The following is an 18,487-nucleotide window of genomic DNA, read 5'->3' on the forward strand; positions in this document are numbered from 1 at the left end:
TAGCGCAAAGGCGCGGCGGAGCGATCCGTCGCGCCTTTTGCTATCGGCGCACTATCCGGCGTTGACCTGATTGGACCTCTGCGGCAAATGCCCGCCTCCGACACAGTGCGGATGATGCGGGTGTAGCTCAATGGTAGAGCAGCAGCTTCCCAAGCTGACGACGAGGGTTCGATTCCCTTCACCCGCTCCAATCCATTTGATCTGAACAAGCAGTCTGTCGCGCGGGTGCCCTTTGACACCCGCTTCAATGCGCAACTATGCTTGATGAAAAGCGAATCAACTAAGGTTCGTATTTTTACAATTACCGATGCTATTTCCCAAGTATAGTCTGTCCAACGAATTGATCATGAACTTAAGGCGGGGCATTTTTTGCCTCGCTGCAAATCGTATTAACTCGTCATAAAATAATCGTGTGGGTCGCGATTGAACGGACCGGGATATTCATCCCCAATGGAGACCAAAAATGGCAGACGACGTAAAAACCAAACCAGTGAACCCGCCCACTCTTGATCAACAAAAAGCCATTGCTGGCGCATTCATTGCTATTCAGGCGGCGAATAAGCGCATCAGAAGTCAACCCGATGTGCCAAAGATTGCTCTGCCAGACTTCGATGGCGTGAACCCCGCCTTGAAAACAGCGCAGGGTAATGCCCAGAACTGGTCGGACAACATTACGGCAGGCATACAGAACCAGATGCAGGCCATAGTTGACTACAATCGTCTCTACTCCGGACTTGCTAGCAGCATCAATGCCGCCATCGATGAAATCAAAACGGCGACTGACGAGAATCCGCCGAGCAGTGGAACGATGACCAATCTTGCCGCAGAGCTACAGGCGCTCCAGCAGCAAGTCGGTTCCCTGCTGTATGGTGACGGAGGCAGCACCAGCGATCCGAAGGCCACGAGTGCGCTTGGAGTGTACAAGGCGATCACTGCCTATGAGCAGGCGGTGAGCCTCGACGAAAAAGCGTTCAACCATTTCCACGAACTGGCGATGAATTCGAGTACCGGCATCGCGGCGGACATCAAAAACAAGCTGGCCGATATCAAGGCCGACAACGAAGCGATCAATTCGGACAGGGCTGTGATCGCCGGTGGTGCGACCGCGGTTATTGTCGGGATCCTGATTGTAGCGGTCGGAGCACTGCTTGAATTTGAAACCGCGGGCGCTTCCACCGCGATCATCGTAGCTGGCGCTGTCGTGATTGCCGGTGGGGTGGGGACGTCGATTTACGGCGCAGTCGATCTGGCGAACAAGGAAGCGGATATCGTCAAGAAGACCCAGGAGTTGGCTACGGACCGTGCCGAACTCGCGGCTCTCAACACGATCGGCAACACCGCGACCACGATTTCCACACTGACCAGCAGCATTTATACCGCGCTGGAGGAAATCGTGACGGTTTGGCAGCAGATGGACAACAACCTGTCCAGCGTCGTCAGCGCGCTATCTCTGCCGGAGGCGGATCTGAAGAACTGGATTCAACAGCAGGATCCAACCAAGAATCCGTCCTACATGGTCATGGGCACGATCTTGGAAGCTTTGTTCAAATCCCCGCAGGCCGATTGGGCGGCCGCTGAGAATACAGCGGAAACTATCCTCAATAATCTTGCAAGCACGCAGGAAATGAAACCGAAGATCAAGGGCGATGCGCCGTACCCGACCTACGATGAGGTCGCGGAATTTGCGCGATCACACTCCGGCGCCTGACCTGACCCAGATGTAGCCTGTCCGGTCTCCAGGATTCCGGACAGGCACCTAATCATTACCGAGGAAATCCCTATGCCTGAAGGCTATCCCGACGATGCAACCGCCGAAGCCCTTTTGCAGCAATACGCACCCCTAGTGGACTCGTTGTCGGAGCAAACAAAAGAAAGCAGTGCCGGGCAGATTCGTGCCGCGGCTGCAATGGAATCATCCGCCAATCTCGCGCAGGCAGGCTCCACTGCAGTGACTTTCTCGCAGGCGACTGCAGGGGTCACTCAGGCTCTCAGTCTTGTTGAACAGGAGATTGGCACGATCCATGGCCTGCCGTGGACATTCACCGGTGAAAACCAGATGGAGACAGCCGCACAAAACATGCAGGCGGCTTTGTCGCAATGGTCTGGCCTTAAGAAACACATGCCGATGGTGGCGGCTTCGGTCGAGAGGCTGGATCGCTTGACGAAACATGTGGTCAATCAGGCCGATGAGCAGACCGTATCGGAAATGTCGAAAAAGCTGGTCGAAGTACTGAACGATATTCAGCCCAAAGCGACCGGTCTGGCTCAAGCTGGCACGACATTTCGCGACGGAGTTCAGGCTGCTTACCAGTCGGGTGCAAATGCCAACCAGGTCGCCCAAACTGCAATCAATCAGGAAAAGCAGCAAATTGACATGCACATCAAGGACTTGCAGTCCAGGATCAACAGTCTCAATTCCGCTGGCAGCGTCATTCTGGGTATTGTGACTTTTGGTGGAACAATCATTCACCAGATCATCGAAATCCGGAAGAAACAGAGCGAGTTAGGAGCCGAAGAATATCAGCTCATGGTGAACCAGCAGGGCTATCAGGCCGTGCTGGCAGGCTTTTACAACGTGAATACAGCGGTCTCGGTCCTGCTGGATGTCTTGCAGACGCTCGACAATGCGCTGCAGCAACTTTCCAATCAATTGAACGATGTAATTCAGCAGTCATCGCAGAATCCAGCAGTCGCGCTGACGTTGCTCAAAGTGTTCGCTGAAGACGTGGCAGCGGCAGCCAATCAAGCAAAAACCATCGGTGGATGAAGACTGGGAGACATTACAATGGCAAGCAATTATCTGGTGCCCGGGGGCGAACTTGGGGCAAGTCTGGCGACCCAATTCAGTCAAATAAACAAGAGCGCTTCGGTGACGCAGGCATGTGCGCAGACGCTGATCCTGCAATCCCCGATGACCAATGGGCTGCTTGCAACGTTGCCGGAAGATGAGGCTCTTGCCGCGGAACATGCGCGTGAGTATCAGAATGGCGGAGGTTTTGGCTACGCGAGTGGCACAATCAACACGCTGAAATCCGTGGCTGTTTCTATCGGCGCGTTGCTCGGAAACAGTACCGCGGAATTGGCAGACGAGCTGGACCTAGCAGACCCGTCAACCGACGATTACAAATCCGATTTGAAGAACTTCCGCTTCGTTCTCGATTCGATCGAATCTGTTGTCAGCACCGATCAAGGGCGGCAAAACAACTTCACGCGCATGATGAACATGACGTCCGACCTAAGGGTCCTGACGCAGTCGATTGACGATGACTATGTCCGCCTCGAGACGGCCATGCAGGAAGCCGAAGACCAAAACCTTATCGGCAAGCTGAAGCAACAGCAGGAAGACCTGCAGGCGCAGCTTGCCGAAATCAACGGCCAGATCGCGGCTGGTGCGGTCGACAAGATTCCCGATGCAATCGCCTTCGGATTTGAAATCGGTTCGTTAGTACTCGGCGGCGAGGTCGCCGGGGGTATCGTCGGTGGTGCAGTCTCCGTTTACGGCTTTGGGAAAGAAGTCGCGGCTTACAACTCGGAAATCAGCGAAACATACAAGAAGCAGGCCGAGATCGGACGTCAGATCGTGTCTGTCACAACTCAGATTGCGACTGACAAAGCCGACTATGCGACGCTAACCTTGTTGGCGGCGCAAATAAAAATCTTCCAGTCTCAGGTCGCTGAAGTCCTTGCCCTGATGGAAGGTTTTCAGTCGGAACTGAAGAACTGGCTGAGCTCAGTCGATTTGCTTGGCGAATTCAACACGCCTGAAACTGAGGGATTCTTTGGCTCTCAAGTCAAGTCAGGCGAGCGTTTCTGGTCGCGTTCCGCGACAATGCTTGAACGTTTCGGCACGATCGCAGTGAATACCGGGCCTGACAGATCACTCCTTCATATGGGCTAGACTTGTCCTGTCTCCGGGGATGAATGGCGTTGCGCAAGGGCATGCTCCGCGCTCTGCAATGCTACCTTGTTAGATCAGAGCGTGCCTGTTTTCCGCAGGTGATACTCCGCATTGCCCAGCAGGGCGTCGTTCGCAAGGATGCGCTTGTGAAAATGGCTGATGCTCAGCTCGTCGGTCATGCCGACGCCGCCATGGGTCTGGATTGCCGCTTCGCCGATTTCGCGCCCCAGCTTGCCGGTCTGGCCTTTCAGGATCGCGATGTCCTTCGCACCTGACTGGCCTGCATCGATCAGAGCGGTGGTGTAAAGCAGCGTTGCTCGGGCTTTGCTGTAAGCGATTTTCATGTCTGCCAGCCGGTGCGCGACGGTCTGGAAGGTGCCGATGGCCACACCGAATTGCTTGCGGGTGGCAGCATATTCGGCGGTCTGTTTGAGCAGCGCACCCATCGCCCCGACGCTTTCAGCGCACAGGGCCAGAATTGCTCGGTCGAGCAGGCTGCGCAGTGCAGTTTCGGCGTCGTCGAGGATCAGCGCGTCGGTGGGCAAGGCAACCGTGTCGAAGCGGAGATGGGCTGCCCGCCTGCCATCGATGGTGGCAAACGGTGTGATGGTGAGGCCGTATGCTGCAGGATCGACTGTCAGCAGCGCAAGTTTGCCGTCCCCGCCTCTTGCCGCGACCACGATCACATCCGCATCCCTGCCGCTTAGCACCATGCGCTTCTCGCCTGAAAGCGCGAAGCCATCGGCGGTTTTTGCGGCCTTGAGGCCGACCATTGCCGGGTCGGGCGTCCCGGCCCCTTCTTCGTAGGCCAAGGCGGCTATCGCCTCGCCCGTCATGATCTTTTCGAGCCACTCCGCTGCGCTCGATCCGTCTGGCGCTTTCGCCAGCGCTGCGCCGCCGAGCATGACCGAAGCGAGATACGGCTCGGCCAGAAGATGCGCGCCGAAAGGTTCGGCAATGGCAATCAGGTCTGCCATCGATCCGCCAAGGCCGCCGTGGTCCTCTGCAAAAGGCAGGGCAAGCAGGCCGAGTTCTGCGAACTGGCCCCACACGTCGCGCGACCAGCCAGCCTCGGAACGGACAATCGCGTTGCGTTTGTCAAAGTCGTAATGCTTCAGCAGGAACGCGGATACACTGTCGCGCAGCATCTGCTGTTCGCCGGAGAAGGTGAAATCCATGACCTTATCCCTCCCGCCCGACAGTGCGGGCAATCAGGTCGCGCTGAACTTCGTTGCTGCCGGCATAGATCGTGGTTGCGCGGCTGTTGAGGTACCACGGCATCGCGATGAGCTCGAGGTCGGTTCCGAGCGGCCGGGCATTGGCGCCGACCCGCAAAGCTTCGAGTTGCAGCGGCAGCGCTTCGTTGCCGATGGTCTGCGTCAGCATGACAGTTACCCGCTGGGTCAGCTCTGAATTCATCGTCTTGTTCATCGACGGATAGGCCGGATCGCTCGCGATCGGATGACCGCTTACGGCAAGCTTTTCAAAATGTTCGAAGCTGGCGATATCTGCTTCCAGTTCCCCCATATCGCGCTGGAAGACCGGATCTTCTGCCAGCACGGTGCCGAACCCGCTCGGCGTGTGCTGCGCAGCCTCACGAATGCGTTCGAGCCCGCGTTTCAGGGTCGGGCTTTGCGCCCCGCCGCCGCGTTCGTGTTTGAGCAGGTGTTTGGCGACCGACCAGCCGTCGTTCTCCGCCCCGACGCGGCCCGATTGCGGCACCCGGACATCCTCGAAGAACACTTCGCATTGCTCGGGGAATCCGTCGAGCCCGACGATCGGGCGCACCGTCATGCCCGGATAATCCATCCGGTCGAGCAGGAGGAAAGTGATGCCGTGCTGTTTCTTGCCGCTGTTATCCGTCCGCACGAGCATGAACATGCGGTTCGCGTGATGGGCGTAAGTGGTCCAGATCTTGGAGCCATTGATGATGTAGTCCTCACCGTCTGCTTCTGCCCGGCATTGCAGCGAGGCAAGGTCAGATCCCGAATTAGGTTCGGAATAGCCCTGCGCCCAGAAATCATCGCCCTGCAGGATACCCGGCAGATATTTCGCCTTCTGCTCCTGCGTGCCGATGTCGATCAGCAGCGGGCCGACCATGCCCACGCCTTGCGGCAGCAAGGGCGGCAGGTCGCGCTTGCGGTATTCCTCGGCGAAAATGTACTTCTGTTCGACCGACCAGCCGGTGCCGCCATGCTCGGCCGGCCAGTGCGGCGCGGCCCAGCCCTGTTTGTACAGAATGCGGTGCCATTCCATCACCTGCTCGAACTGGCCGAAGACGCTGGTCAGCTTGCGCCCTGCCTCGCGGATTGCGGGCGTTGGTGCGGTGTCGAGAAAAGCGCAGACTTCTGCACGGAAGGCTTCAAGCTCGGGGCCGAATTCGATGTTCATCGGGGTCCTTTCGAATCTTTATTTCGGCGGCATCCGAATGGCGCCGTCCAACCTGAACTGGTGGCCGTTGATGTAGCCGTTGCGGGCGATTTCAAGGACCAGCGAAGCGAATTCTTCCGGATTGCCGAGCCGCTTGGGGAAAGGGACGCTGGCATTGAGCTGTGCCCACATTGCGGGGTTGCGATCCTTCATGCCCAGCATCAGCGGGGTGGCGAAAATCCCCGGCATAATCGAGTTCACCCGAATGCCCATGTCCATCAGATCGCGCGCCATGGGCAGGACAAGGCCGTTCACGCCCGATTTGCAGCTGCCATAGATGACCTGCCCGATCTGGCCATCTTGCGCGGCGACACTGGCGGTCAGGATGATCGAACCACGCTCGCCATCATCGGTAACCGGTTCGCTGTTCGCCATGCCGAGTGCGGAAATCGATGCGATGCGGTAACTGGCCACGAGGATGCCCTGCGCGCCGAATTCGTAGTCTTCGGTAGAAAGGCGCTTGTAGCCGCCCGCTTCCTTGTCCCAACCGAGCGTCTTGCCGCGCTTGCTCGCCATTGCGCAGTGCAGCGTCAGGCGTTCCTGACCATGCGCAGCGCGTGCGGCCTCGAATCCGCCCTGCACGGATTGTTCGTCCATGATGTCGACATGATGAAACGTACCACCGATTTCCTTCGCGGTCGCTGCGCCGGCATCGTCGTTGATGTCGAAAATTGCGACTTTGAATCCCGCCTCTGCCAGCGCTCGCGCGCTCGCCTGCCCAAGGCCCGAGGCGCCTCCGGTTACAACCGCTGCGTGGTTATGCGCGAAGTCCATATTGCTCTCTCCCTGATCCTTGCAATCGGCGATAGACCGGAAAACGCCGTCTGTCATTTGCGCTTCGTCGAGCAGACGCATATCTGTTGGCCACACAGTAACCGGAGTTCGCCCAGATGAGTTTCCCGTCAGCCGACCGTCGCCAGTTTCTCGCCGGGACCGCTGCGTCCTTCGCCGCGCTTGCTGCCAGTGGTTGCACCGCCAGTGGTGCGGGCGGACTGGCAAGCAAGCCGTTCGACTACGGTCCTTTGGTCCCCGATCCGCAGGGCATTCTCGATCTGCCCGCTGGCTTTTCCTACCGCGCCATTTCGCGGCTTGGCGACGCGATGGACGATGGCGGCACTGTGCCCGACCAGGCCGACGGCATGGGCTGCTTCGATCTGGGCAAGGGCAAGATCGCGCTGGTGCGCAATCATGAGCTTTCGCCGGGCGCTGACACGGGCGGCGCGCGCGGGCCCGCCTTTGATACGGTCGCGCGCAGCCTGATCCCGCTGCCGGGCGGGACCACGACGCTAGTGCTCGATGCGAAGACGCTTGAAGTGGAACAGCAGTACCGATCGCTTGCCGGGACTATCCGAAATTGCGCTGGCGGGGTCACCCCATGGGGTAGCTGGCTGACCTGCGAGGAGAACACCGCCAAAGCCGATGGCCGGATCAATCGCGACCACGGCTGGGTGTTCGAAGTGCCTGCCAATGCCGGGAAACAGGTCGATCCGGTGCCATTGAAAGCGATGGGCAGGTTCAACCACGAAGCAGCCTGCGTCGATCCGGAGACGGGCATCGTCTACCTGACGGAGGATCGCAACGAATCGCTGCTCTATCGTTTCATTCCGAATGTTCCGGGCAAGCTGGCCGAAGGCGGGAAGCTTGAAGCTTTGATGCTGGTCGACGGCATATCGGACTCGCGCAATTGGGATGCACCCGGCATCGCGCCCACCTTGGTTGCGGGGTCGAGCCATGCGGTGAGCTGGATTCCAATGGACAATGTGGAGGCACCCGAAGACGATCTGCGTTTGCGCGGAGCGGCCATGGGCGGGCTCCTATTCGCTCGGGGGGAGGGCATCTGGATGGGTGACGGGGAGATGTATTTCGCCTGCACCAGCGGGGGCGCGGCCAAGCTCGGCCAGATATTCCGCCTGAAGGTCGGGCAGGGCGGCGAACCTGACATGCTCGATCTCTTTTTCGAGAGCACAAGCCCGGACCAGTTCAATTACGGCGACAACCTGACGATCGCCCCTGACGGCCACCTGGTGGTGTGCGAAGACCAGTACTCGGAAGTGGTGACCAACCATCTGCGGGGAATCGCGCCGGACGGCAAAGTCTATCCACTAGCGCTGCTACGGCTTCAGACTGAACCGGCTGGTGCCTGTTTCTCTCCCGATGGCCGCGTGCTGTTCGTCAATGCCTACAGCCCGACAGCAACGCTCGCGATTACCGGGCCATGGCCCTGGTTGCGGCGGGGCTGACCGGGCTCAGGCGTGTCGGCTTTCCTCTTCGCGCTCGTCGCGGTTGTCCTGACATCGCTCGGTAGCCGGGACCAGTTGCTGGTCTCTCGGCTGTCCGATCGGCTCGGCAGGCACGTCGGATTGCTCGTCGCTGCGCTAGTGGTCTCGACGGCGACCGCAGGGCTGATGGCGTGGGGGGGATGGACAGTCTCGGCCATGTTGCCGCCGGCCGCGAAGTCTATGCTTGTCGCCCTGGCGCTGCTCCTCGCGGCGGTCGAACTCGCTTGGCCCAACCGCAGGCGGGCGCTGGTCGAGCCCACGCGCAGTGTCGGGGCGATGGCAATCGTGCTGGCAGGTTACCAGATCACCGATGGCGCGCGCTTCCTGATTTTTGCGTTGGCCGCGGCGCTCCCAGCGACCGCGCTGGCAGCAGCGGGCGGCGCGATCGGCGGGTGTCTGGCACTCGCGGCGGCCTGGTCAGCACCGGAAAAGATCGGGCGGATGCCGCTGCGAATGTTGCGCCTGTTGTTAGCCGGGGTGTTGATGGTGGCTTCCATTGTAATCGGATTATCCGCCAGAGGCTTAATCGATTAATCGCTTCAGTCGATCACAGAAAGGGGAATTGCTCCGGGAGCCAGAGCCGATTTGCGGTGTTTGTTTTTTATACATCAGCATAGCAAGGAGGAATTCCCATGGCGAACACGGGCGATAATTCGAAAACGGCATTGGTTGGCGAACTGAACGGTTTGTTGGCCGATCACCTGGCGCTTTATTTCAAGACGAAGAACTTTCACTGGCATGTAGCTGGGCCGCGTTTCCGCGATCTGCATTTGATGTTTGACGAGCAGGCGATCGAGGTGCGGGACCAGATCGATGCGATTGGAGAACGGGTCCGCAAACTGGGTGAGAACACGCTGACTTCGATCGGTTCGGTAGCCAAGGCGACCCAGGTCAAGGATCAGGACGATGCAGCGCTTTCACCCGAGAAAATGGTCGAAGAATTGCGCGATGACAATGCTGCAATGGTCAAGCGCCTCAAGGCCATGAAGCCGCTGGCCGAACAGGCAGGCGACAATGCGACCGACGGGCTGCTGGATGATTGGACCGACATGGCTGAAGAACGTGTCTGGTTTCTGACGCAGACGCTTAAATAAACCGTTTCACTATTCCCTCAAGAGAACCCGCTTCTGCGCTGTGCGGAGGCGGGTTTTTTGTTATGGCTGTCCGTCATGAAGAATATCACGATCAAACAGAACATCGACGCTGAAGGAATTGCCGGCTGGATCGCACAGCGATTGGAGACAAAGCTGCGCGAATCTCGCGGGCCCGTCGCAATGACGGTTCCGGGCGGATCGACCCCATTTCCCATTTTTGAAGAACTGGTGAAGCACGATCTCGATTTCTCCCGCTTGCTAGTCTGGCCAGGGGACGACCGGATCGTTCCGGAAGATCATCCCGCCAGCAACACGGGCAAGATCCGCGCGCTGTTCGATCCGGTCGGAGCACAGGTGGTTACGCTGACAATCATGGAAAAGGTGCCGCACTTCGCAATTGCCTGGCTCGGCATGGGGGGCGATGGACACATCGCGTCGCTGTTCCCCAACACCGACCCTCAAGTAAGCGATCCCGCTCCGATCCGGCAGCTCACGCCCGACCCGCTGCCGCCCGAGGCCCCGTTTGATCGCATTACGCTGACAATTCCCGCCTTGCTCGACAGCGATGAGGTGATGTTTGTGATCCGCGGCGACGACAAGCGCGAGGTCTTCGATCAGGCCATGCGCGGTGATCACGATTTGCCAATTGCGCGCTTCCTTGGTGCAGCGAACCAGCCGGTCACATGCTTCGCCTGATCCCGCCATCCATCCAGCGCGCGCTGATGCCTGCTGCGCATTCGCTCCGCAAGCTGGTGTGGCGGATCACCAAGCCGGAACTGACCGGGGTGGCCGTGGTGGCGTTCAATCTGTCCGATCAGTTGCTGCTCGTCCGTCACAGTTATGGTGCGCACGGGTGGGCAGTCCCCAGCGGTGGAGTGAGGGGCGATGAAGGCCCGGAAGAGGCTGCCAGGCGGGAATTGCTCGAGGAGACAGGCTGCGAAGCGGGCAGAATGACAGATCTTGGTATTCAGTGCGAAGAACTCTCGGGTGCGAGCAATTCGGTGCATGTCTTTTTCACCCGCGTTTCCGGTCAGCTTAAACCCGATGGGCGCGAAATTGTCGAAGCGCGCTTCTTCCCGACACATTCGCTGCCCGAACCATTGCTGCCAGCAACGCGCCGCAGGCTTCAACTTTGGCGCGAACAGCAGGACGGTAAATCACAATAGCGACAGTTGCGCGTCGTCGCGCGGCGGTTCTTCCTTTCCGGCGCGTTCGAGGTTTGACAGGGTTAGCCCCATCAGCCGGATCGGCAGGGGCAATGGCAGCGACTCGTCCAGCAAGGCGTGCGCTGTCTGAGAGAACTCGGGCTTGCCTGTCACGTTGTGCGGTAACGACCTGGCCCGCGTCACAGTCTGAAAGTCGGTATACTTCATTTTCAATGTGATCGTCCGGCCTTTTGCCTGCGACCGCTCGATACTTCCCCACACGATATCCACGATGCTATCCAGCGTCTCGCGCAGGGCTGTGCCGCTGGATATATCCTCGCTGAATGTGCGTTCTCCACCGACTGACTTGCGGATGCGGTTGGCGCGCACCGGGCGCAGGTCGATGCCGCGCGATGCACGATAAAGGTAATCGGCAAAACTTCCGAAATTCGCGCGCAGGAAGGCGACATCCTTTGCTGCCAGATCGGCGCCTGTCTCGATGCCAAGTTTCGCCATCTTGGCCGCGCCTTTCGGACCCACACCATGAAAGCGGCGCACCGGTAATGACTGGACGAATCGTGCACCATCACCGGGTTTGATCACGCAGATCCCGTCGGGCTTGTTCTGGTCACTTGCGAGCTTGGCGAGAAACTTATTGTAGCTCACCCCGGCGCTGGCGGTCAGACGGGTTTCTTCGCGAATACGCTGACGGATCAGCTCGGCTATGCGGGTGGCGCTGCCGATGCCGCGCAAGTCCTCCGTAACATCGAGATAGGCTTCGTCCAGGCTGAGCGGTTCGACATGGGGTGTGAAAAAGCGGAATATTTCGCGGATCTGCGCGCTTGCTTCCTTGTAGGCGTCGAACCGGTGGCGCACGAAGATGAGATCGGGGCAAAGCCTGCGCGCGGTGACCGATGGCATTGCGCTTTTCACGCCGAACTTGCGCGCCTCGTAACTGGCCGCGGCAACCACGCCGCGCCCGCCCGAGCCGCCGACAGCAACTGGCTTGCCGCGCAGCTCCGGATTGTCGCGCTGTTCGACGCTGGCGAAAAACGCATCCATATCGACATGAATGATCTTGCGCAGGCCAATCGCGGCTTCCTCGTCTTGTTCGGTATCAGCCCTGTCCGGCGCATCGCTCATCAACCAATGATAGGCGCTTGGGTTGCAAACTGGAACCTTGTGCGGCAACGCCGGTTTTGTGCAGATGCGAAATGATCATTTCTCCCACGGTGAACGGCCCGCCGTTGCCAAGCGGCGCCGCGCGGTCATCGGCGAGCGCGAGCTGATCTGGATGATGGCGCTGCTGATGGCGTGCAACGCCTTCGGTATCGATGCCATTCTTCCTGCACTGGACGCGGTGGCGAGCGACCTTGGCGCGCCGGGCAACAGCCGTCAGTTCGTGGTCGGGGTCTATTTGCTCGCTGCGGGTCTGGGTACGCTGGTACCGGGTGCGTTTGCCGACCGTTTCGGTCGCAGGCCGGTGCTGTTCGTCGCGCTCGGGTGCTATATCGTCCTGTCGATTGCCTGCGCCTTGGCGAGCACTTTTGACATGCTGGTAGCCTTGCGTGCTGCACAGGGCTTTTTCGCTGCCGGGATCATCGCCTTGCCTCCCGCGATCATTCGTGACCGGGTGGGGGGCGACAAGATGGCCCGCATGATGAGCCTGATCTTCGTCATATTTCTGCTGGTCCCGGCTGTCGCGCCCAGTATCGGGCAGGCGGTGATGGTAGCTTTTGGCGACTGGCGCTGGATCTTTGTCTCGATGGCGGTTGCCGGGGTCGTGATGGCCTTGTGGGTATTTATTCGCCTGCCTGAAACGCTGCACGAGGAAGACCGGCAGGAAATTCGCATCAGGGCGATTGCGCGCAATATGAAAAGCGCCATCACTCTGCGCCATACGATCGGCTATACGCTCGGCAGTGCACTGGTGTTCGGCGGTCTGTTCGGGTTCATCAACTCAAGCCAGCAACTGATTGGCGAAGCCTTCGGTGCGGGCGAACGCTTCCCGCTGATCTTCGCTATCTGCGCAGGATGCATGGCGCTGGCCAACTGGTCCAATTCGCGCATTGTCGAGCGGTTCGGCGCCCGGCGTGTCAGCCATGCGGCATTGTTTGCGTTCATCATGGTCGCGGCGGCGCAGCTGTGGTTTGCACACCAGCCGAATGAAACACTGTGGACCTTCGTTCCCTTGATGGCGGCGAACATGAGCCTGCTCGGCTTTATCGGGGCGAATTTCGGGTCGATCGCAATGCAGCCGTTCCGCCACATTGCCGGAGCTGCTTCGAGCGCGCAGGGCTTTTTGCGGATGACCAGCGGCGCGCTGCTCGGGGCCTATATCGGTTACAGCTATGACGGGACCGCTCGCCCACTGGCCACCGCGCTGCTTGTCACCGCCGTGCTGACGCTGATTTTCGTCCTGTTTTCGGAACGCGGCAAGCTGTTCGGTCCGCCGGAGCCGTCGCTGGACTAGGGTTCGCTTTCCAGCTTGCGCCAGGCCAGCCCGGCAAATTCACACAGCAAGGGCCGCGTGTCGCGCGGGTCGATAATGTCCTCGACATTGAAGCGTTCTGCGCTGCGGAAGGGTGAGGTGACCTTTGCCAGACGTTGCTTGATCGCTTCCAGTTCGGCTGCGGGATCCTCTGCGGCTTCAAGCTCGGACTTGTAGGCAACTTCCAGCCCGCCCGCGATCGGCAAGCTGCCCCAGTCACCGCTCGGCCAGCAGAACCGGTATTGATAGCGTTCCGCATTGCTCATCGCGCTGCCCGCGATGCCGTATGCGCGGCGCAGGACAACGGAGGCGAGCGGCACGGAGGCGCGATAGATCGCGTTCATCGCATTGACCCCGTAGCGAATCGTGCCCGCCATTTCCGCCTCGCGCCCGATCATGAAGCCGGGATTGTCGACCAGGTGGACGATCGGCAGGCGGAACTGGTCGGCCAGCTTGACGAAGCGCTCGACCTTTTCCGACGTCTTGGCTTCCCATGATCCGCCGAGATAGCTCGGATCGCTTGCCACGATGCACACCGGGAAGCCATCGAGCCGGGCAAGCGCGGTGATAGCAGCGCGCCCCCAGTGCCGGCCGATTTCGAACACCGTGCCCTGGTCGAACACCATGTCGAGGCAGCGGCGCATCGAATAGACCTGCTTGGCGTCGTGCGGGACCAGGTTGAGAAGTTCTTCCTCACGGCGATGAACCGGATCGGTGCAGTTGGAGCGGCGGGCAAGCTGTCCGACGTGTTCGGGCATGAAGCTGAGAAAATGCCGCGCGCGGGCAAAGGCTTCGGCTTCGCTGGCGACCTCGTCATCGACCACGCCGTTGCGGGTGTGGATATCGACACCGCCAAGCTCTTCCTTGGCTTGGCCATGGTCCTTTGCCTGCTGGTAGGTCGCACCCATTGCGCCTACCACGGCAGGGCCGGCGGCAAAAATCTGCGAGAGGCCGCGCACCATGATCGAGTAATGGCTGGCAACCGTCCGCGCCGCGCCAAGGCCGGCGGTCGGACCCAGAGCGAGCGCCACCACCGGCACGGTGTCTAGATTCTCGACCACATCGCCCCAGCCGGGCACGGCGGGGATATAGGTTGCACCGATCTGCTCTAGCGTTTTCACGGAGCCGCCGCCACCGGTGCCGTCGATCATCCGGATGATGGGCAGCTTCAGCTCGTGCGCCATCCTCTCCGCCTGCACCATCTTGCGACTGATCCCGGCATCCGCTGCGCCGCCGCGAATGGTGAAGTCGTCCGCTGTGGCCACGACCGGGCGGCCTTCGATCAGCGCTTTGCCGAACAGGAACGGGGCGGGGATTACGCCCTGAAGATCGCCGTTTTCATCGTAGGAGGCCTTGCCCGCAATCTTGCCGATTTCGCGGAAGGAGCCGTCATCCACCAGTGCCGCGAGCCGCGCGCGGGCATCCATCTTGCCCCGGCCATGCTGGCGCGCGACTTTGTCTTCGCCGCCCATCTGCTCGGCGAGCGCTTCGCGGTGGCGCAGTTCTTCGAGTTCCTTGGCCCAGCTCAACACCCGCTCCCGTCATGCTGAACTTGTTTCAGCATCCATCCTTCAGCTTCGAACAAAGATGCATGGGGCGAAATCGACCCTGAAACAAGTTCAGGGTGACGGTGCGGCCTGATTAGCCCTCCTCCGCAGGCTCCACCACGCACAGCACCGCCTCGACCTGCACCTGCGCGCCTTCGCTGGCGGAAAGCTCGGTCACGGTCCCGTCGAAGGGCGCGGTGAGCGCGTGTTCCATCTTCATCGCTTCGAGCACCATCAGTCGCTGGCCAGCGGTGACGATGTCTCCCTCGGCCACATCGACCGCGATGACCTTGCCCGGCATCGGCGCGAGGATGGCGCCGTCTGCGGCTGAGGCGTGGCTGCCTCCGTTGAAGCGGTAAGGCTCCATTTTGAACGTTGCCCCGTTTTTGAAGAGCAATTGACCGCTGTATCCGCTGTGGTCGAGGTTCAGGACAAACGCATCCGGGTCCGTATCGTCTGGCGTCACCTCGATAGGCTCGCCATCCACGAGAACAGTCATCGTTTCCTTGCGAGACGCATTGAGCCGGAAGCCGCCAATCCCTTCGAGCTTAATGTAGTCATCGCCGAAAACATCTGCATAAAGCAGGTCGTTGGCCATCATAGCTAGAAGCGAAATTGGTGCCTTCGGCGCTTCTGTCAGTGCTTCGAGATGCTCGCCAATCGATCCAGTCGTCATTTGACCTGAAACGAATTCTTCAAGGTGAAGCAGTCTAAGGAGGAACCACGCGTTCTGCTTGATCGGATAGATTTGAACGTTGGCGGTTGACTGGCGCAAGGCCTCAATTGCGCTCTTACGATCATCGCCGTGACAAATGACTTTGGCGATCATGGGGTCGTAAAATGGGCTAACATCTGCCCCTTGCCCTACGCCCGTGTCGACGCGTGCCAGATAGTCCGATACATTGAGATATTCCAAACGCCCAGTACTCGGCAAAAACCCTTTCGCCGGGTCTTCCGCATAAAGCCGCGCCTCAATAGCCCAGCCGTTGATCGACAGCTCCTCTTGGCGGAGCGGGATCGGCTGCCCGCTTGCCACGCGCAGCTGCCACTCCACCAGATCGACCCCGGTGATCTCCTCGGTCACCGGGTGCTCGACCTGAAGCCGCGTGTTCATCTCCATGAAGAAGATGCGGTCGGCGCGCAGGCCTTCGCTGGCGTCGGCGATAAACTCAATCGTGCCTGCGCCCTCGTAATCGACCGCTTTCGCGGCGCGCACGGCGGCGGCGCAGATGGCTTCGCGGGTGGCCTCGTCCATGCCGGGGGCGGGGGCTTCCTCGATCACCTTCTGGTGGCGGCGCTGCAATGAGCAGTCGCGTTCGAACAGGTGGACGACATTGCCGTGGCTGTCGCCGAACACCTGCACCTCGATATGGCGGGGCGAGGTGATCCACTTTTCGAGCAGCACTTCGTCGTTGGAGAAACTGGCCTTGGCCTCGCGCCGACAGCTTTCGAGATCGGCTTCGAAGTTCTCCGGCGCATCGACCTTGCGCATGCCCTTACCGCCACCGCCCGCGACCGCCTTGATCAGTACGGGATAGCCGATGGCATCGGCTTCCTTCTTCAGGCGCTCGACCGACTGGTCTTCACCCAGATAACCGGGTGTCACGGGCACACCGGCGGCAATCATCCGCTCTTTTGCAGCATCCTTCAGCCCCATCGCCCGGATGCTTTCCGGCTTCGGCCCGACCCAGATCAATCCTGCGTCGATAACGGCCTGCGCGAAGTCCGCATTCTCCGACAGGAATCCGTAGCCCGGGTGGATCGCCTCCGCGCCCGTCTCCTTCGCCGCAGCGATGATCTTCTCGCCCACGAGGTAGCTCTCGGCAGCGGGCGAAGGGCCGATATGCACCGCCTCGTCGGCTTGCCGCACATGCAGCGCCTTGGCATCGGCGTCCGAATAGACCGCGACTGTCGCAATCCCCATTCCGAACGCGGTGCGGATGATACGGCAGGCGATTTCGCCGCGATTGGCGATGAGGAGTTTCTTGATCATCGCGGGTCTGCCTCGGTTCGTACGAAAGTTGACTGGACCTTCTTCACAATCCCATCACAGTTTTCCGGAGCTTCCATCGTGAAACTTGTATTGGCGACTTTCCATCCTTCGTCGGTCTTGACCATACTGAGGGAATTGATGCCGCAATGGCTCAGTTTTTTCGCGACCGTAAAGTAGTATGGACCCCAAACTTGGGCCATATCGCCATCGACCAGAATAGTTTCGAAATGAACCCATTCAACGACGTCGGGCGGAGAGCTCAGCCATCGTTGCAGATGATCTGTCACGGGGACGATATCCAAGCGCGGTGCGTCAGGATCCATCCGGTTATGGACGAAGATAGTGGCCTCGGGCACCATGTGATTGGCAAGGGCGGTTTTGTCCGAGCTGCGAAGCGCACCGAAGAAAGCATGCGCGTCGATCATGACGTCTGACTGTTCGCTGGTCAGCGAGCGCGACCAAGCAGGCGATGCGAATGCGAACAAAAGCCCGACTATAATGGGAGTTCCTCTCATGGCTGGGGGATTAGCCACCGGCGTGGTGCGTGTCGAGATGGTGTACTGATTGGGTTTCTCGCAGAGACACAAACAAGACCTTAGCCAGAAGCCCGCTTCACCAACGCAGACCGGGTCCAACGCGGCATCTCGGCAGGTTCAGGCGGACGATTTATCAGCGCTTCCAAAAACGCAATCGCCGCATGGCGGATCTTGTCGAGCTTGCTGGTGTAAACCCGGTGGTCCCACGCTTCGGTTCCCCGGCGGCGGACCTCGTGACCGATCGCCGTGTAAATGCGGGCGGCAGTCAGAATCGCCCAACGGCTGCGGAACGGCAGGCGCGATGCACCGATGCGCGATGCTGCGGCATGGGTTTCCATCAGTGAAACGAGCCGCTGCGCCATGTCGGCCAGTTCTTGCCGGTGATGCGGTTTCATATGCTGGCCGGGTTCGATGTCTTCTTCGACCAGCCATTCGATCGGCAGGTAACACCGGTCTGCTGCGTCGTCTTCGGCGATATCGCGCGCGATATTGGCCAGCTGAAACGCGAAGCCGAGGTCTGCCGCCCTGTCGAGAGTGTTCTGGGCCAAGGTGTCCTCATCGTGAGCGCTCACGCCCATGACCTTGGCCATCATCACCCCTACAGCACCCGCGACGTGCCAGCAATAGCGCATCAAATCCATTTCGGACCTGGGGCGCCAGTCTTCCGCATCGAGTTCGAACCCGGCGATGACGGCATCGGCATCCTCCATGGTCAAACCGCACTCCGACGCGACAAGGCCGAACGCATCGAACGCCGGGTCGCCTGTCGGCTGCTGGTCGAGGGCGCGAGCCGTCAGGATGCGGATCGACTTGACCCGGTCGGCAATATCCGACTGGTCGCCCAGCGCGCCACCCATGTCCTGCCCGTCGGCGATGTCATCACACCGCCGGCACCATGCGTAAAGAAGCCATACACGCTCGCGAGTCCTGCGAGAGAACAGCAAGCTGGCCGCGTGGAAGCTCTTCGACCCCTCGCGAATGGCAGCATGGGCTTTTTCGACCAAGGGTCCGCGATTGCGCCCGCCGCCGGCCTTGCGCGGGGTGGAGCGCACATAGTTAGGCGCGAGGGGCCTT

At 60.0% G+C, this 18,487-nt stretch carries 17 protein-coding genes and 1 tRNA gene; 10 read left to right on the plus strand and 8 right to left on the minus strand.

The annotated features are described in order from the left end of the window. Positions 1-116: 116 nt before the first annotated feature. From E0502_RS09020 to E0502_RS09035, 4 genes are all read left to right on the plus strand, one after another. Positions 117-190, plus strand: a tRNA-Gly gene (locus E0502_RS09020). A gap of 273 nt (positions 191-463) precedes the next feature. Next, positions 464-1,708, plus strand: coding sequence for an HBL/NHE enterotoxin family protein (locus E0502_RS09025; RefSeq protein WP_137677693.1), 1,245 nt, complete (start codon positions 464-466; stop codon positions 1,706-1,708). Positions 1,709-1,780: 72 nt separating this feature from the next. Continuing rightward, on the plus strand, positions 1,781-2,767 hold the full coding sequence (locus E0502_RS09030; protein WP_137677694.1) for a hypothetical protein: 987 nt from the start codon (positions 1,781-1,783) through the stop codon (positions 2,765-2,767). An 18-nt stretch (positions 2,768-2,785) separates the two neighbouring features. Beyond that, positions 2,786-3,898, plus strand: coding sequence for a hypothetical protein (locus tag E0502_RS09035; protein ID WP_137677695.1), 1,113 nt, complete (start codon positions 2,786-2,788; stop codon positions 3,896-3,898). A gap of 74 nt (positions 3,899-3,972) precedes the next feature. Here E0502_RS09035 and E0502_RS09040 read toward each other — a convergent pair whose 3' ends face one another. Genes E0502_RS09040 through E0502_RS09050 form a run of 3 tightly spaced genes read right to left on the minus strand, consistent with a single transcriptional unit; the run spans position 3,973 to position 7,102 of the window. Further along, the gene (locus E0502_RS09040; RefSeq protein ID WP_137677696.1) at positions 3,973-5,076 is read right to left on the minus strand and encodes an acyl-CoA dehydrogenase family protein; all 1,104 of its coding nucleotides are present in this window, start codon (positions 5,074-5,076) and stop codon (positions 3,973-3,975) included. A 4-nt stretch (positions 5,077-5,080) separates the two neighbouring features. Then, positions 5,081-6,289 (minus strand): acyl-CoA dehydrogenase family protein, encoded by a 1,209-nt coding sequence (locus E0502_RS09045; protein ID WP_137677697.1) that lies wholly within the window; start codon positions 6,287-6,289, stop codon positions 5,081-5,083. Between the two features lie 18 nt (positions 6,290-6,307). Continuing rightward, the gene (locus E0502_RS09050; protein WP_137678755.1) at positions 6,308-7,102 is read right to left on the minus strand and encodes an SDR family oxidoreductase; all 795 of its coding nucleotides are present in this window, start codon (positions 7,100-7,102) and stop codon (positions 6,308-6,310) included. Positions 7,103-7,218: 116 nt separating this feature from the next. Here E0502_RS09050 and E0502_RS09055 point away from each other — a divergent pair, with 116 nt between their 5' ends. The 5 genes from E0502_RS09055 to E0502_RS09075 all read left to right on the plus strand — a co-directional run bounded on the left by E0502_RS09055 (position 7,219) and on the right by E0502_RS09075 (position 10,867). Beyond that, positions 7,219-8,568, plus strand: a complete 1,350-nt coding sequence (locus tag E0502_RS09055) for an alkaline phosphatase PhoX (protein ID WP_137677698.1) — start codon at positions 7,219-7,221, stop codon at positions 8,566-8,568. A gap of 12 nt (positions 8,569-8,580) precedes the next feature. Then, positions 8,581-9,141: a hypothetical protein gene (locus E0502_RS09060; RefSeq protein WP_137677699.1), complete on the plus strand. Its 561-nt coding sequence runs from the start codon at positions 8,581-8,583 to the stop codon at positions 9,139-9,141. Between the two features lie 98 nt (positions 9,142-9,239). Further along, on the plus strand, positions 9,240-9,701 hold the full coding sequence (locus E0502_RS09065; RefSeq protein ID WP_137677700.1) for a Dps family protein: 462 nt from the start codon (positions 9,240-9,242) through the stop codon (positions 9,699-9,701). 75 nt (positions 9,702-9,776) lie between these two features. Further along, entirely contained in the window at positions 9,777-10,397 is a 621-nt protein-coding gene (locus tag E0502_RS09070; protein WP_137677701.1) for a 6-phosphogluconolactonase, read from the plus strand. Further along, positions 10,385-10,867 (plus strand): NUDIX domain-containing protein, encoded by a 483-nt coding sequence (locus tag E0502_RS09075; RefSeq protein ID WP_137677702.1) that lies wholly within the window; start codon positions 10,385-10,387, stop codon positions 10,865-10,867. The genes E0502_RS09070 and E0502_RS09075 overlap by 13 nt, the downstream gene beginning before the upstream one ends. Here the strand turns inward: E0502_RS09075 and dinB are convergent. Next, positions 10,859-11,989, minus strand: coding sequence for a DNA polymerase IV (dinB, locus tag E0502_RS09080; RefSeq protein ID WP_137677703.1), 1,131 nt, complete (start codon positions 11,987-11,989; stop codon positions 10,859-10,861). The two genes, E0502_RS09075 and dinB, sit on opposite strands and share 9 nt — an antisense overlap. A 64-nt stretch (positions 11,990-12,053) precedes the next feature. On the opposite strand from dinB, the gene E0502_RS09085 reads away from it, so the two are divergent. Beyond that, a complete protein-coding gene (locus E0502_RS09085; protein WP_137678756.1) occupies positions 12,054-13,319 on the plus strand; it encodes a multidrug effflux MFS transporter in 1,266 nt (421 codons plus the stop codon). On the opposite strand, the gene E0502_RS09090 is transcribed toward E0502_RS09085, so the two are convergent. The 4 genes from E0502_RS09090 to E0502_RS09105 all read right to left on the minus strand — a co-directional run bounded on the left by E0502_RS09090 (position 13,316) and on the right by E0502_RS09105 (position 18,465). After that, positions 13,316-14,866, minus strand: coding sequence for an acyl-CoA carboxylase subunit beta (locus tag E0502_RS09090; protein WP_137677704.1), 1,551 nt, complete (start codon positions 14,864-14,866; stop codon positions 13,316-13,318). The two genes, E0502_RS09085 and E0502_RS09090, sit on opposite strands and share 4 nt — an antisense overlap. A gap of 112 nt (positions 14,867-14,978) precedes the next feature. Beyond that, a complete protein-coding gene (locus E0502_RS09095) occupies positions 14,979-16,877 on the minus strand; it encodes an acetyl-CoA carboxylase biotin carboxylase subunit (protein WP_137677705.1) in 1,899 nt (632 codons plus the stop codon). Next, positions 16,874-17,302 carry a nuclear transport factor 2 family protein gene (locus E0502_RS09100; protein WP_137677706.1) on the minus strand — a complete coding sequence of 143 codons (429 nt, stop codon included), beginning with the start codon at positions 17,300-17,302 and terminating at the stop codon, positions 16,874-16,876. The genes E0502_RS09095 and E0502_RS09100 overlap by 4 nt, the downstream gene beginning before the upstream one ends. A gap of 170 nt (positions 17,303-17,472) precedes the next feature. Continuing rightward, on the minus strand, positions 17,473-18,465 hold the full coding sequence (locus E0502_RS09105; RefSeq protein WP_137677707.1) for a phytoene/squalene synthase family protein: 993 nt from the start codon (positions 18,463-18,465) through the stop codon (positions 17,473-17,475). Positions 18,466-18,487: the final 22 nt, after the last annotated feature.

The sequence above is a fragment of the Parerythrobacter lutipelagi genome (assembly GCF_005434975.1).
In the GTDB taxonomy this organism is placed as follows: Bacteria; Pseudomonadota; Alphaproteobacteria; order Sphingomonadales; family Sphingomonadaceae; genus Parerythrobacter_A; species Parerythrobacter_A lutipelagi.